Source organism: Nonomuraea sp. NPDC050328 (assembly GCF_044459405.1).
In the GTDB taxonomy this organism is placed as follows: domain Bacteria; phylum Actinomycetota; class Actinomycetes; order Streptosporangiales; family Streptosporangiaceae; genus Nonomuraea.
In genome coordinates this window covers 108,382-123,053 of the sequence record NZ_JBITIW010000001.1, presented here as the reverse complement: position 1 = coordinate 123,053, position 14,672 = coordinate 108,382, and the positions used below count along the sequence as shown (strand labels likewise).

The window sequence follows — 14,672 nt, the reverse complement described above, 5'->3', positions numbered from 1 at the left end:
AACCGTATAGCGTACGGTACAGCGTATGATAGTCGCCGAGAAGGTACACAAGAGCTACCGGGGCAAGGCCGCCCTGGCCGGCTTCGACCTGGAGGTCCGCCCCGGCACCGTCTGCGGCCTGCTCGGCCCCAACGGCGCCGGCAAGACCACCGCGGTCCGCATCCTGACCACCCTGCTGGGCTTCGACGCCGGCCGCGCCAGCGTCGCCGGCTTCGACGTGGCCACCCACCCCGCCGAGGTACGGCGGAGCATCGGCCTGGTCGGCCAGCACGCCGCCCTGGACGAGATCCTCAGCGGCCGGCGCAACCTGGAGATGTTCGGCCGCCTGTACCACCTCGGCGCCCGCCGCGCCCGGGCCAGGGCCGACGAGCTGCTCGAACGTTTCGGCCTGGCCGAGACCGGCGGCAAGCCGGTCAAGGACTACTCGGGCGGCATGCGGCGCCGCCTCGACCTGGCGGCCGGCATGATCCTCTCGCCGCCCGTGCTCTTCCTCGACGAGCCCACCACCGGCCTCGACCCGCGCAGCCGCGCCGAGGTCTGGGCCGCCGTACGCGGGCTCGGCGCGACCGTGCTGCTGACCACCCAGTACCTGGAGGAGGCCGACCAGCTCGCCGACCGGATCGTGGTGCTCGACGCCGGCCGGGTGGTGGCCGAGGGCACCTCGGCCGAGCTCAAGGCCCGGCTCGGCGGCGACCGCCTGGACGTGGTGGTCCGTGACGTGGCCGACCTGCCCCGGGTCGCCGGGCTGCTGGCCGGGATCGGCAGCGGCGAACCCGAGACCGATCCCGACACCCGGCACGTCAGCGTGCCGGTGCGCGACCGGATGGCCGCCCTCGCCGCCGCGGTGACCGCCCTGGACGGGCTGGCGATCGAGGACCTGGCGGTCCGCCGACCCACCCTGGACGAGGTCTTCCTCGACCTGACCGAAAACCCGACCCACCCCAGCACCGAAACCCCGTCCAACCCCAGCACCGAAACCCCCGCCGGAACCCCCGCCGACCCCCGCACCGAAGCCCGCGCCGAGAGCCCGGGTCCGGTGGAGAAGGAGGATGTCCGATGAGTGCCGTCCCGCTGACCGGTTCGCGGCTCGGCTGGGCGCTGGCCGACGGGTGGACCGTCGCCCGGCGCGACCTGCTCCACTGGGCCGCCCAGCCCGCCGGAGCCGTCTTCGGCCTGGTCTTCCCGGTCCTGATCACCCTCGTCTTCGGCTACCTCTTCGGCGGCGCCGTGGCCGTGCCACCCGGCGCGAACTACTTCGACTTCCTCATGCCCGGCATGTACGGCATGACGATGCTCTTCGGCCTGAGCGCCACGATGGTCCAGGTCACCACCGACGCCTCCCGAGGCGTCACCGACCGCTTCCGCTCGATGCCGATGGCCCAGTCGGCCGTGCTGCTCGGCCGCAGCATCGCCGACCTGATCCACTCCACCGTGCTGCTCGCCCTCATGCTCGGCTGCGGCCTGGCCGTCGGCTGGCGGCCCACCGGCGGCCCGGCCGGCGCGCTCGCCGCGGTGGCCCTGCTGCTCCTGCTGCGGTTCGCGCTCATCTGGGCCGGCATCTACCTCGGCCTGCTCACCCGCGACCCCGGCGCGGTGGCCGCCGCGCAGGCGCTGGAGTTCCCGGTGGGCTTCCTGTCCAACGCCTTTGTCGCGCCGTCCAGCATGCCGGGCTGGCTGGGCGCGATCGCCGAGTGGAACCCGCTGTCGGCCACCGTCGGCGCGGTCCGCGAGCTGTTCGGCAACCCCACCTGGGGCGGCGACTCGTGGGTGGCCCAGCACTCGGTGCTCATGGCGGTGATCTGGCCGCTGGTCCTGCTCGCGGTCTTCTTCCCGCTGTCGGTCCGCGCCTACCGCCGGCTGGGCCGCTAGCGGCGGTAGAAGTCGATCGGCTCGGCCGGCAGCGGCGTGTTGCCGAGGATCAGGTCGGCCGCCTTCTCCGCCAGCATCATCACCGGCGCGTAGATGTTGCCGTTGGTGACGTACGGCATGGCCGAGGCGTCGACCACGCGTAACCCCTCCAGCCCGTGCACCCGCATGGTCTCCGGGTCGAGCACCGACAGCTCGTCCAGGCCCATGCGGTTGCTGCAGGAGGGGTGCAGCGCGGTCTCGCCGTCGCGGCGCACCCAGTCGAGGATCTCCTCGTCGGTCTCGACGCCCGGGCCGGGGGAGAGCTCGCCGCCGTTCAGCTCCGCCCAGGCCGGCTGGGAGAGGATGGCCCGGGCGTGCCGGATCGCCTCGACCCACTCGCGCCGGTCCTGGTCGGTGGACAGGTAGTTGAACCGCAGCGCCGGCTTGACCGCGATGTCGCCCGAGGTGATCCGCACCGAGCCGCGGGCGTCGGAGTACATCGGCCCGATGTGCAGTTGGTAGCCGTGCCCGCCCGCCGGGGCCGACCCGTCGTAGCGCACCGCGATCGGCAGGAAGTGGATCATCAGGTTGGGGTAGGCCACCTCGTCGTTGGAGCGCAGGAAGCCGCCCGCCTCGAAGTGGTTGGTCGCGCCGGGCCCCCGGCGCAGGAAGAGCCAGTCGGCCCCGATGAACGGCCGCCGCCACATCGCCAGCGACGGCTGCTGGGAGACCGGCTTCAGGCAGGCGTGCTGCACGTAGACCTCCAGGTGGTCCTGGAGGTGCTCGCCGACGCCGGGCAGGTCGTGCCGCACCTTGACGCCCGCCGCCTCCAGCACCGCCCGCGGCCCGATGCCGGAGACCTGCAGGAGCTGCGGCGAGTTGATCGCGCCGCCGCACAGGATGATCTCCCTGCCGCGCACGGCGGCCCCGTTGACCTCGACGCCGACCGCGCGCTCGCCCTCGAACAGCACCTTCGACACCAGCGCGCGGGTCCGCACCGTCAGATTCGGGCGCCGGCGCACCGGGTGCAGGTAGGCGCGGGCCGCGCTGAGCCGCCGGCCCCGGTGCAGGTTGCGGTCGAAGGCGGCGAAGCCTTCCTGCCGGTAGCCGTTCACGTCGTCGGTCAGCTCGTGGCCGGCCTGCCGTACCGCCTGGAAGAAGGCCTCGAACAGCGGGCCACGCGCGGGCCCGCGCTCCAGCTTCAGCGGCCCTCGCGACCCGCGGTAGGGCGAGTCGGGGTCGGCCAGGCAGTTCTCCATCCGCCTGAAGTACGGCAGGCAGTGCGCGTAGTCCCAGCTCTTCATGCCGGGGTCGGCCGCCCAGCGCTCGTAGTCTAGCGGGTTGCCGCGCTGGAAGATCATGCCGTTGATGCTGCTGGAGCCGCCCAGCACCTTGCCGCGCGCGTGGTAGATCCGGCGCCCGCCCATGTGCGGCTCCGGCTCCGACTCGTACTTCCAGTCGTAGAAGCGGCTGCCGATGGGGAACATCAACGCCGCCGGCATGTGGATGAAGACGTCCCACCGGTAGTCGGGCCGCCCGGCCTCCAGGAGGAGGACGGAGGCGCCGGGGTCGGCGCTGAGCCGGTTGGCCAGCGCGCAGCCGGCCGAGCCGCCGCCGACGATGATGAAGTCCCACGTCCGCGTCACCGGGGCATCCAGTCCTTCCACACGATCTTGTTCTCTTCGACCCACTTCTCGGCCGCCTGCTCGGGGGTCAGGCCGGCCACGATGTCCCCGGCGACCGCGTTCTGGTGGTCGTTGCTCCAGGTGAAGTTGCGGACCAGCTCGTAGGCCTTGCCGCCCTCGCGGGCGAAGCGGGTGCTGACGATCTTGTCCAGCAGGTAGGGCGGGTAGTCGCAGGCGACCTTGGCCGCGTCGGCGTCGCAGCCGATGGCGTAGGGCGGCAGGTTGACCTTCACCAGCTTGACCTTGGTGAACAGCCACTGCGGTTCGTAGAAGTACATGAGCAGCGGTTTGCGGTTCTTGGTGGCGTCGAGGGCGGCTTTGATGAGCGCGTCCTCGCTGCCGGAGTAGACGACCCGGTAATTCAGGTCGAGATTCTTGACGATGCTCTCGTCGTTGGTCACGAAACTGGGGTCGCCATCAAGCACCTGACCGAAATTTCCGGATTTAGCCGTCCGGAAAAGGTTCGCATGCTTGTTGAGATTGCGCCAGTCCGAAATTCCGGGATAGGCGCCGGCCATCCATTGCGGGATGTACCACCCGATAACGCCCTTGTTGCCGTTCAGCCCGGCGGAGAGCGCCACCTTCTTGCGGTCGATGTACTCCTTCTTGAGATCCTCGTGCCCCCAGTTCTCGACGATCACGTCCACCTCGCCGCTCTCGAAGCGGGCCCAGGAGTCCTTCTCGGCCGACTCCCGGAAGGACACCTCGTAGCCGAGCTCCTTCCGGAGCAGGTGGGCCAGGACGGCGGCGGTCGCCCGGTAGCCGGCCCAGTCGTGCAGGTCGATCCGCACCCGCCCGGCCGACCCCGCCCGGGGCGCGGGCTCCTCGGCGGAACAGGCCACCAGGAGGAGGGCCAGGGGCACGGCGAGCAGCTTGCTTCTGGTCATTGGGGTTCTCCGTAGGATGCCGCGGCCCCCACGATGCAGGGGGCCGCGGCTGGGGATCTCCGGGTCAGCGGGGGAGCGCCGGGGTCAGCTCGGGATCCAGGCCTGCCACTTGGCGGTGTTGGCCTCGATCCACTTCTTGGCGGCCTCCTCGGGCTCCATGCCGTCGTTGATGTCCATGGACACCTGGTTCTGGTCCTCGTTGGTCCAGCTGAAGTTCTTGACGAGCTGGTAGGCCTTGCCTCCGGTGTCGGCGAACTTCTTGCTCACGATCTTGTCGAGGTCGAGCTCGGCGTAGTCGCAGGCCACCTTCTTCGGGTCGGCGTCGCAGCCCTCGGTGTACGGAGGCAGGTTGACGCGGACCAGCTCGGTCTTGCTGAACAGCCAGTGCGGGTCCCAGAAGTAGAACAGCAGTGGCTTCTTCTGCTCCTGCGCGGTCTGCGCGCCCTTGATCAGCGCCGCCTCGGAGCCGCCGGTGACGACCTTGTAGTTCAGCTTGAGGTTCTTGATGATCGCCTCCTCGTTGCTCACGTAGGAGGGGTCGCCGAACAGCAGGGCGCCCTTGTCGCCCGACTCCGAGGTCTTGAAGAGCTCGGCGTACTTGTTGAGGTTCTTCCAGTCGGTGATGTCGGGGTACTTGTCGGCCATCCACTTGGGCACGTACCAGCCGATGACGCCCTTGTTGCCGGTCGAGCCGGCCTCGACCGCGACGCCCTTCTCCTCGATGAACTTCTTCTTCAGGTCGGGGTGACCCCAGTTCTCGATGATGACGTCCACGTCGCCGGTCTCGAAGCCCTCCCAGGCGAGCTGCTCCTTGATCTCGGGCAGCTCGACGGTGTAGCCGAGCTCGTTCTTCAGCAGGTAGGCCACCACGTTGGCGCTGGCCTCGTAGCCGACCCAGGGATTGATCGCGATCTTGACGGTGCCGCCGGCGGAGGTCTCCGGCGTGGCGCTGGCCGACGGCTGCGGGCTGGCCGCGGCGCCCGGCGTGTCCTGGACCTTGGCCCCGCCGCAGCCGGCGAGCGCCATTCCTAAGGTCAGGATGCCTGCGAGCAGGCGTATCTTCATTTCCGACTCATCCTTTTGCTGTGAAGAGGGGGGCGCCGGTCGGCGCCCTGGGTGATCCGGTCGAGCATGATGCCGAGCAGCACGATGGCCAGGCCGGCGGCGAAGCCCATGCCGAAGTCCGTGCGCTGGGAGAAGCCGGAGACCACGTCGTAGCCGAGCGCGCCGCCGCCGACGAGCGCACCGAGCACGACCATCGCGAGGGTCATCACGATGCCCTGGTTGGCGGCGAGGAGGATGGCCTTGCGCGCCATGGGGAGCTGGACCTTCCACAGGAGCTGGCCTGGTGTGGATCCGGCGGAGGCCGCGGCTTCGACCACGGTCGGTGGCACGCCGCGGATGCCCTCCTCCACCAGCCGCACCACGGGCGGCACCGCGTAGATCACCGAAGCGAAGATCGCGGTGAACCGGGTGGCGCCGAACAGCGCCAGCGCGGGGAGCAGGTAGACGAAGGCGGGCAGGGTCTGGGCGGCGTCCAGCAGCGGGCGCTGGAACGCCGAGTAGCGGGGCGAGCGGGCCGCCGCGATGCCGAGCAGCACGCCGGCCACGAGGGTCACGGCCACGGCGACGATGACCATCGCCAGGGTGACCATGCTGTGCTCCCACAACGCCAGGCCGATGAGCGCGGCCACGCAGACCAGCGTGGTGACGGCCGGCCGTACCCCGCCGACCCGCCAGGCGAGCCCGGCCAGCAGGGCGGCGACCAGCCACCACGGGGCCGAGGTCAGCACCCCCTCCAGCGGGTTGAGCAGGCCGTAGCTGACCGCGTCCTTGATCGCGTCGGTGGCGGCGAACCAGCTCGACTCCATCCAGTCCACGAAGGCGTTGACCGGCGCGGCCGTCTTCAGCACCCACGGCCACTCGGCCGGCAGCGTCCGGCTGAGCACGAGACCGGCGACCATCAGCAGCGTGGCGCCGATCAGCCGGCCGGGCCTGAACCGCTCGCGGGCGGCGGCCATGGTGGCGCGGTCGAGCACGATGCCCATGATCACGATGGCCAGCCCCGCGGGGAGCATGATGCCGACGTTCTCCCGGGACAGGCCCTTGATGACGTCGGAGCCCAGGCCGGGCGCGGAGATCAGGTTGGCGATGACCACCATCGACAGCGCCATCATGATGGTCTGGTTGATCGCCAGCCCGATGGTGCCGCGCGCCAGCGGCAGGTAGACCTTGCGCAACGTCTGCCAACCGGTCGCGCCCAGCGAGGCCGAGGCCTCCACCGCCGAGGGCGAGACCTGCTCGATGGCCAGCGCCGTGATGCGGATCGCCGGCGGGATCGAGTAGATCAGCGTCGCCATGACCCCGGCCGGGGCGCCGATCTGGAAGAACAGCACCATCGGCGCCAGGTAGGCGAAGGTCGGCATGATCTGCATGAAGTCGAGCACCGGCGCGATGGCCCGGCGCAGCCGCGGCGAGCGCCCAGCCCAGACGCCCAGCGGCAGCCCGATCGCCAGCGACAGCAGCACCGCCGCGCCGACCAGGGCGAGCGTGTCGACGCTCAGCTCCCAGACGCCGAGCACGCCGAGCGCGGCGAACCCGGTCACCGCCAGCAGTCCGATCCGCCAGCCGCCGGCCAGCCAGCCGAGCGCGCCGGCCGCGCCGATCAGCCCCGGCCAGCCCAGCGCGTGCAGCCCGGTCTGCAGGGCCACGAAGAGCGAGCCGACGACGAGCCGGATGTAGTTCACGAAGTAGAGGAAGAGCGGGCTGTCGTTCTTGTGGGTGTCCACCCACTCGCGCAGCTCGGTGATCGCGGTGAACTGCGCCGCGTCGTCGTCGTGCGGGAGCGTTCCCGTGCCGCGGAACAACAGGTACAGCCCCACCGCGACCAGGGTGAGCCCGGCGGGCGCCACCCAGCGGGGGAGGGCGGCGGGCGCGGTGAGCGCGGGCGCGCTCACGCCGGGACCTTCTCCGGTACGGCGAGCGAGGCCAGGATGTCCACCCGGTCGACCACGCCCACCAGCCGCTCGCCGTCCACCACCCGGATCGGCAGCGCGGAGGCGGCCGCCACCGGCACGGCCTCCCGGATGACGGTGGAGGCGGCCAGCGCGGGCCCGTCCAGGGAGTCGTGCTCGTCCGGCTCGCGGCAGATCCAGCGCAGCGACAGCACGTCGCTGCGCGGCACGTCGCGCACGAAGTCGGCCACGTAGTCGTCGGCCGGCGCCCCCACGAGCTGCTCGGGCGTGCCGAGCTGCACGATGGCGCCGTCGCGCATGATGGCGATCCGCTCGCCCAGCTTCAGCGCCTCGGCCAGGTCGTGGGTGATGAAGACCATCGTCTTGCCGACCTCGCGGTGCAGCCGGACGACCTCGGCCTGCATGTCGCGCCGGATCAGCGGGTCGAGCGCGCTGAACGGCTCGTCGAAGAGCATCACCTGCGGCTCGACCGCCAGCGCGCGGGCCAGGCCGACGCGTTGCTGCATGCCGCCGGAGAGCTGGTCGGGGTAGGCGTCGGCGTGCCCGTCCAGGCCGACGAGGGTGAGGATCTCCCGGGCGCGGGCGTGCCGGGCGGCCTTGGCGGTGCCCTGGATCTCCAGGCCGTAGGCGACGTTGTCGATGACGCGGCGGTGCGGGAGCAGGCCGAAGTGCTGGAAGACCATGCTCACCTTGTGCCGGCGCAGCTCGCGCAGCCCGGCGGGGGTGGCGCGCACGACGTCCTCGCCGCCGATGGAGATCTCGCCGGAGGTGGGCTCGACCAGCCGGGTCAGGCAGCGGACGAGCGTGGACTTGCCGCTGCCGGACAGGCCCATGACGACGAAGACCTCGCCGGGCCGTACCTCGAAGCTGACGTCGCGGACGGCCGCGGTGCAGCCGGTCCGCTCGCGCAGGGCGGCGGGGTCGAGGTGGCGGTCGTCGCTGGTCATGACGCGCTCCGCCCGGGGGCCGAAGATCTTCCACAGGTTCGAGACCGTGATGCCGGCTGACATGCCCCCAGGAGTTTCCGGAGCAACCACCACAATTCCCTCCAGAAGGGTCGGCGCATGTAGGGGCACAACTTATGGCCAAATTCGAGAGTTCCTCAAGGTGGTGAGCCCCTGGAACCCTGACTGTTACCTACTGGAACGCGACAAACGCCCAAAGGGGACAGTAAACGTATTCCGGGCTTTCTTCCTTTATGCTCTCCAGCCACAAAGCTCGTGTTTTGTCGCGTAATGTGTGGCTCGACAACCTCGTAGTGCGGTATGTAAATGCTTTTCAGCCGATGTCAGGACTTATGTGATGGGTGAGAGTCGGTCTCAGGCCGCAGACGAGAGCAGGTGGCGCCTTCGCAACTGGCGGGTCCGCGCCCGCCTGGTCGCCCTCATCCTGGTGCCCACGGCCGCGGCCGTCCTGCTCGGCGCCGTTCAGGTGCTGAGCTCGACCGGAGCGGCCACGGAGTACGCCGGGACCAACCGGCTGGCCAGACTGACCGCCGAGGTCGGCGGCCTGGCCCACGAGCTGGAGGCGGAACGGGCGCGCGTCGCCTGGCACATCGCCACCGGCCGCCGCACCGGGCGCGAGGCCGTCACCAAACAGATCGCCGAGGTGGACTCCGCCGCGGGACGCGTGCGGGCCCTGGCCGCGCAGCTCGGCGGCGACCTGACCGGCCGCACGGCCGACGAGGTAGAGGCGATGCTCTCCCGGCTCACCGACCTCGCCGAGGTACGCAAGCAGGCGGTCGAGGGCGACCTGCTGCCCGGCGCGGCGATCGACCTCTACACCACCGTGGTCAACGACCTGCTCACGCTGCATGACGAGGTGAGCAAGGGCAGCGACGACGACGCCCTGTTCCGGCAGACCCGCGTGCTGCACGCCCTGGCCCTGGCCAAGGAGAGCCTCTCCCTTCAGCAGGCCTTGTTCACCGTGGTCATGGTGGACGGCCGCTTCGAGCAGGAACAGCTCAAGCGGGTGCTGGGCGAGCTCTCCCGCGAGCAGGACGAGCGCCGCGCCTTCGCCGACGAGGCCACCGCCGAGGAACGCCGCGCCTTCGACGAGTCGGTCAACTCCAGCCTCGCCGACCGCGCGCTGTTCCTGCGCGAGCTGCTGCTGACCCGCGCGGCGGCCGGCGCCCCGCTGACCGACCTCGACCTGACCAAGCGCGACGACGTCGGCGAGTGGTTCGAGGCCTCCGGCCGGGTCGTCGAGGCCATGCGCAAGATCGAGACCGACCACGCCGCCCGGATCGTCGCCCGCAGCGAGGAGCTGAGCGCCACTGAGAGCCAGCGCGCCTTCGTGGTCGCCGCCGCCGTGCTCGCCCTGCTGGTCGCGGTCCTACTGATCACCACCGGGGTGGCCCGCTCGCTGGTCAAACCGCTGCGCCGGCTGCGCAGGGAGGCCCTGGAGGTGGCCGGGCGCCGGCTGCCCGAGGTCGTGCAGCGGCTGCGCGAGGGCCAGGACGCGGCCGACGCCGCGGTGCCGCCGATCGGCGTCTTCTCCAAGGACGAGGTCGGCGAGGTGGCCCGCGCCTTCGACGAGGTGCACCGCGAGGCGGTACGGCTGGCCGGCGACGAGGCCAAGCTGCGCGCCAACGTCAACGCGATGTTCGTCAACCTCTCGCGCCGCTCCCAGACCCTGGTCGAGCGGCAGCTCACGCTGATCGAGCGCCTGGAGCGCGGCGAGCGCGACGACACCCGGCTGGGCGACCTGTTCAAGCTCGACCACCTGGCCACCCGCATGCGGCGCAACAGCGAGAACCTCCTGGTCCTGGCCGGCCAGGAGACCGCGCGCAAGTGGACCGAGCCGGTCGAGCTGCTCGACGTGGTGCGCGCGGCGGTCGGCGAGGTGGAGAGCTACGACCGGGTCAGCGTGCAGGTCCAGTCGGACGTCGCCGTCGCCGGCCAGGCGGTCAACGACGTCGTGCACCTGCTGGCCGAGCTGGTGGAGAACGCCGTCTCCTTCTCCCGGCACGACGCCAAGGTCTACGTCTCCAGCAACCGCATCGACGGCGGCGGGCTGATGGTCTCGGTCACCGACCACGGCATCGGCATGGCGGCCGACGAGCTCGCCCAGGCCAACTGGCGGCTGGCCAACCCGCCGGTGGTGGACGTCTCGGTCGCCCGCCGGATGGGCCTGTTCGTGGTGGGCCGGCTGGCGCTGCGGCACGACATCCGCGTCCAGCTCCGGCCGCAGGACGTCGGCGGGCTGACCGCGATGGTCCTGCTGCCCGACCGCATGCTCACCGCGGTCGCCGAGCCCGCGCCGCCGCCCCGGCCCGCGCCCGGGTTCGACGGGCCGCCGCCGGCCGAGATCTACCCGAACGGGCACCCGTCCTTCGACTACCCCTCCGCCGACCTGCGCCTGGCCGAGCCGTACCTGCCCGAGACGCGGCGGCCCGACTACGCCGTCTCGGTGGAGACCCTCGACCGGGTCGAGGCGGCCACCGGCTGGTTCACCCGCACGCCCGCGCCGACCGACGGGGTGGGCACCGACACCGGGCCGCTGGAGCGCATCGAGGCGGAGCCGCCGCCCCAGCCCCAGCCGCGCACCGAGTCCGCCTTCCCGCTCGCCCCCGGCTACCCCCTCGGTCCCGAGCCCGACCCGTACCCCGTGCCGGAACCCGGGAGCTGGTTCGTCCGGCCCGCCGAGCCGGGGGACGACCCGCACGCCACCACCGTGCTCCCCGCCCTGCCGCCCCCGGCGAGTCCGGCCGGGCCGCCGGGGCCGAGCCTGCCCGCCGGGACCACGCAGGCCGGGCTGCCTCGCCGTACCCCCAAGGCGAACCTGATGCCCGGCACACCCGCACCGCCGCCGGCGCCGCTGCCGCCGGTCTCACCCGACCACCTGCGCGACCGGCTCTCCACCTTCCAGCAAGGGGTCAGGAAGGGCCGCGCGGAGATCGAGGAGGACCCCCGATGAGAGGCATGAGCCAGGCGGCCCGCGACGTGAACTGGCTGGTCACGGGCTTCGTGGAGGAAGTGCCAGGGGTGGCGCACGCGGTGGTCGTCTCCGCCGACGGCCTGCCGATGGCCTTCTCGCGCGGCTTCCCCAAGGACCGCGCCGACCAGCTCGCCGCCATCGGCGCCGGGCTGATCAGCCTGACGCAGGGCGCGGCCCGCGTCTTCGAGGGCGGCGTGGTCAACCAGACGCTGGTGGAGATGGAACGCGGCCTGCTGCTGGTCATGTCGATCAGCGACGGGTCGTGCCTGGCGGTGCTGGCCGCCCCGGACTGTGACATGGGCCTGGTGGCCTACCAGATGACGGTGCTGGTCGAACGGGCCGGCCAGGTGCTCACCCCGGCGGTCCGGGCTGAGCTCTCGGCCTCGCGCCCATGGTGATGGGAGATCTTCGGTGACATCGTGGGACGACGGGGCGCAGCAGGAGCGCAGCTCGCTGGTGCGCATGTACACGGTCACCGGGGGCCGGACCGCGCCCCGCGGCGGGCTGGCCATCGAGGCGCTGGTCTCCTCGGCGACCTCGGCGGTGCTCGGCACCAGCTACTCGCGCGAGTACCGGGCGATCAGCGAGCTGTGCCGCCAGGTCCGCTCGGTGGCCGAGGTCTCGGCGCTGCTGGCCGTCCCCCTGGGCGTCGCCCGGGTGCTGATCTCCGACATGGAGGCCGAAGGGCTCGTGCGGGTCTACCAGCCGCAGATGGGCACGCCGGAAATGAACCTCCTGGAAAGGGTGCTCAGTGGGCTACGCAGGCTATGAGGCGATGACCTCAAGCAAGATCGTCGTAGCCGGCGGGTTCGGGGTCGGCAAGACCACCTTCGTCGGCGCGGTCTCCGAGATCATGCCGCTGACCACCGAGGCCGTGCTGACCGACGCCTCGGCCGGCGTGGACGACCTGGCGATGACGCCGCTGAAGTCCACGACCACGGTGGCCATGGACTTCGGGCGGGTCTCGCTGGACCGGGACCTGATCCTGTACCTGTTCGGGACGCCCGGTCAGCACCGGTTCTGGTTCATGTGGGACGACCTGGTGCGCGGGGCGATCGGCGCGGTGGTGCTGGTCGACACCCGGCGGCTGGCCGACAGCTTCCCGGCCATCGACTACTTCGAGGAAGCGCGGCTGCCGTTCATCGTCGGCATCAACGGCTGGGACGGCCAGTTCGCCTACGGCGAGCCCGAGGTCAGGGAGGCCCTGGCCCTCGCGCCGTCCATCCCGATCGTGCGCACCGACGCGCGCCGCCGCGACGCGGTGAAGGGCACGCTCATCATGCTGGTCGAGCACTCCATCCGCGTCCGCTCCGCCGCGCCCTACTGATTCCACCAGGTGGCCGCGACCAGCTCGGCGACGAGCGTCTCGGTCAGCAGGGCCACCAGCGGGTCGTCGTCGTGCCGGTACCGGATGTCGCGGCCGACCGTCAGCACCGTGGAGCCGCGCTGCCGTACCCACTCCATGGCCTGCTCGTCGTAGGCCGAACCGGGGAAGAGGATCGCGCGGTAGTCGAGCGTCTTGGTCAGGTAGACGTCCACGTGCGCCCAGTCGCCGGTCTCGCACGCGTCGGCGGGCCGGCGCGGCCCTTCGCGGACCATCAGGGCCGACTGCTGCGCGCTCGACAGCCGTTCGGCCGGGGCGATCGTGTAGACCCCGTGCGGCCCGTCGAGCAGTTCGAGCGCCTTGGGCAGCCACTCCGCCCGCCGGTCGAGCAGGTCGGCGCTCGCCTCGGCGGCCCTGCGGACCAGCTCGGGCAGCCTCAGGTCGGCGCCGGTGAGCCGCTCCTCCAGGGCGAGCAGCAGGATCAGCGTGTGCTGGAAGGTACGGCAGGCGACCCCACCCCGCTCCTCGCCGGCCAGCATCGGCACCAGCAGATCGGCGTGCTTGGCCAGCTCGGAGCCGGGGTTGTTGGTGAGGACCGCGCGGTGGCTGTCGCCGTACCGGGCGACCGCGTCGAGGGTCTCGCGCGAGCCGCCGGTGGCCGAGATCGGCACCACGAGCAGGTCGGGGCTCTGCGGGTAGGACGCCTCGGCCGAGGCGTACTCGGCGTAGGCGTCCACGCCACGCGCCCGCAGTCGGCGGGCGGCGACCCCGGCGGCGTAACGCGAGCTGCCCATGCCGAGGAACAGCACGCGGGAGAAGCCGCCCAGCGCCGCGAAGGGGTTCTCACCGGACAGCGTGGCGGCCAGCTCGGCCAGGGCGGCCGGCTTGGCTTCCAGGTCGGCGAGGAACAGGTCGGGCTTCACGGGGTCTCCTCCACAGGGGCGGGGTCGTCGGGGTCGTCGGGGTACCACGTGCGCAGCACGCCCATCGGGGCGTAGCGCCAGCGGGGCAGGTGCCGGGCGGCGTAGATCAGCTCCCGGCACTCCTGCTCCACCTCGAACGGTCTGATCAGCCGCTCGTCGAGCAGGTCGCCGGCCCGCTCGCGGTAGGCGGCCAGGAACTTCTCCCTGGCCTCGCGCGCCCAGGTGGCGGCGGCCTCGGGCGGGGTGCCCCGGCGCAGCACCGCGACCTGGGCGACGTGCTCCAGGCTGGTGGTGAGCTGGGCGACGTCGCGGGCGGCGGGCTGGCGGGCGGCGCCGGGCTCGCTGACGGTCGGGTTGCCGTCGAAGTCGATCACCGCGTAGCCGCCGTCCCACTGCAGGATCTGGCCGACGTGGAAGTCGCCGTGGATACGGATCCGCCGATCCTCGACCGCATGCTCCAGTTCGGCCAGCTCGCGGCGCATCGTCTCGGCGCGGCCGGCCAGCCAGTCGCCGTCGTCGCCGTCGGTCAGCTCCAGCGCCTCGCGCAGCGCCTCCGCGGCCCGCCGCGCGTCGTCCGGCGGGCGCGGGCGGGCGCCGGGCGGGGTCTCGGGGGCGGGCTCCACGGGCAGGGTCGCCAGGGCCAGGTGCAGGCCGGCGGCCAGATGGCCGAGCACGGGCGCGAAGGCGGTCTCGCCGGACTCGGCGAAGTCGACGCACCACTCCCACCCGTCCCGAGCCCCCGGCAGGAAGCCGGTCACCAGCGCGACGAGGTGATCACCCACCGTGACGGCGGCGTACGGCGGAGCCGTCTCGTTGAAGCCCGCCTCAACAAGGTGCCCCAGAACCTCCGGTGCGGGGTGCGGCAGCGGGGCCGGCGGGATGATCCACTTGACGACGACCCGCTCTCCCGCCACGACTGAGAAATTGGTCTGGTCGACCTCGATCGCCCGCTCGACGGCCTCGCCGTACGAAAGCGCAGGCAGGGGTCGGTAGCGGCGGACGGCGACGGGCGCGGGCACGGGATCGCCGGAGGCGAGCGCGGCGAGTAGCGCGGTGGTGAGGCCTCGATCTCTTGTGGTAATCGGATTCTC

The 14,672-nt window shown here is 71.7% G+C and carries 13 protein-coding genes; 6 read left to right on the top strand and 7 right to left on the bottom strand.

Features of this window, described 5'->3' with window-relative positions; translation table 11 throughout:
* Positions 1–25 precede the first annotated feature (25 nt).
* Together ACIBG7_RS00555 and ACIBG7_RS00550 are read left to right on the top strand one after the other, a co-directional pair.
* Entirely contained in the window at positions 26–1,060 is a 1,035-nt protein-coding gene (locus tag ACIBG7_RS00555) for an ATP-binding cassette domain-containing protein (RefSeq protein WP_397334714.1), read from the top strand.
* On the top strand, positions 1,057–1,869 hold the full coding sequence (locus ACIBG7_RS00550) for an ABC transporter permease (RefSeq protein ID WP_357918014.1): 813 nt from the start codon (positions 1,057–1,059) through the stop codon (positions 1,867–1,869). The genes ACIBG7_RS00555 and ACIBG7_RS00550 overlap by 4 nt, the downstream gene beginning before the upstream one ends.
* Here the strand turns inward: ACIBG7_RS00550 and betA are convergent.
* The 5 genes from betA to ACIBG7_RS00525 all read right to left on the bottom strand — a co-directional run bounded on the left by betA (position 1,866) and on the right by ACIBG7_RS00525 (position 8,405).
* The gene (gene betA / locus ACIBG7_RS00545) at positions 1,866–3,494 is read right to left on the bottom strand and encodes a choline dehydrogenase (protein ID WP_397334713.1); all 1,629 of its coding nucleotides are present in this window, start codon (positions 3,492–3,494) and stop codon (positions 1,866–1,868) included. The two genes, ACIBG7_RS00550 and betA, sit on opposite strands and share 4 nt — an antisense overlap.
* Positions 3,491–4,420 carry an ABC transporter substrate-binding protein gene (locus tag ACIBG7_RS00540; protein WP_357918019.1) on the bottom strand — a complete coding sequence of 310 codons (930 nt, stop codon included), beginning with the start codon at positions 4,418–4,420 and terminating at the stop codon, positions 3,491–3,493. The genes betA and ACIBG7_RS00540 overlap by 4 nt, the downstream gene beginning before the upstream one ends.
* Before the next feature lie 84 nt (positions 4,421–4,504).
* Positions 4,505–5,485 (bottom strand): ABC transporter substrate-binding protein, encoded by a 981-nt coding sequence (locus ACIBG7_RS00535; protein ID WP_357918022.1) that lies wholly within the window; start codon positions 5,483–5,485, stop codon positions 4,505–4,507.
* Complete coding sequence (locus ACIBG7_RS00530; protein WP_397334712.1) at positions 5,482–7,377, bottom strand: ABC transporter permease; 1,896 nt, start codon at positions 7,375–7,377, stop codon at positions 5,482–5,484. Before ACIBG7_RS00530 ends, ACIBG7_RS00535 begins: the two co-directional genes overlap by 4 nt.
* Positions 7,374–8,405: a glycine betaine/L-proline ABC transporter ATP-binding protein gene (locus tag ACIBG7_RS00525; RefSeq protein ID WP_397334711.1), complete on the bottom strand. Its 1,032-nt coding sequence runs from the start codon at positions 8,403–8,405 to the stop codon at positions 7,374–7,376. The genes ACIBG7_RS00530 and ACIBG7_RS00525 overlap by 4 nt, the downstream gene beginning before the upstream one ends.
* 292 nt (positions 8,406–8,697) lie before the next feature.
* Between ACIBG7_RS00525 and ACIBG7_RS00520 the strand changes: the two genes are divergently transcribed.
* From ACIBG7_RS00520 to ACIBG7_RS00505, 4 genes are all read left to right on the top strand, one after another.
* The gene (locus ACIBG7_RS00520) at positions 8,698–11,313 is read left to right on the top strand and encodes a nitrate- and nitrite sensing domain-containing protein (protein ID WP_357918031.1); all 2,616 of its coding nucleotides are present in this window, start codon (positions 8,698–8,700) and stop codon (positions 11,311–11,313) included.
* Positions 11,310–11,732: a roadblock/LC7 domain-containing protein gene (locus ACIBG7_RS00515; protein ID WP_357918034.1), complete on the top strand. Its 423-nt coding sequence runs from the start codon at positions 11,310–11,312 to the stop codon at positions 11,730–11,732. Before ACIBG7_RS00520 ends, ACIBG7_RS00515 begins: the two co-directional genes overlap by 4 nt.
* A gap of 64 nt (positions 11,733–11,796) precedes the next feature.
* Complete coding sequence (locus tag ACIBG7_RS00510; RefSeq protein WP_397335333.1) at positions 11,797–12,105, top strand: DUF742 domain-containing protein; 309 nt, start codon at positions 11,797–11,799, stop codon at positions 12,103–12,105.
* A 4-nt stretch (positions 12,106–12,109) separates the two neighbouring features.
* Positions 12,110–12,661, top strand: a complete 552-nt coding sequence (locus ACIBG7_RS00505; RefSeq protein WP_357918040.1) for an ATP/GTP-binding protein — start codon at positions 12,110–12,112, stop codon at positions 12,659–12,661.
* On the opposite strand, the gene ACIBG7_RS00500 is transcribed toward ACIBG7_RS00505, so the two are convergent.
* Entirely contained in the window at positions 12,655–13,581 is a 927-nt protein-coding gene (locus tag ACIBG7_RS00500) for an SIS domain-containing protein (protein WP_357918043.1), read from the bottom strand. The two genes, ACIBG7_RS00505 and ACIBG7_RS00500, sit on opposite strands and share 7 nt — an antisense overlap.
* Positions 13,578–14,600: a hypothetical protein gene (locus ACIBG7_RS00495; protein WP_397334710.1), complete on the bottom strand. Its 1,023-nt coding sequence runs from the start codon at positions 14,598–14,600 to the stop codon at positions 13,578–13,580. The genes ACIBG7_RS00500 and ACIBG7_RS00495 overlap by 4 nt, the downstream gene beginning before the upstream one ends.
* Between the last annotated feature and the right edge of the window lie 72 nt (positions 14,601–14,672).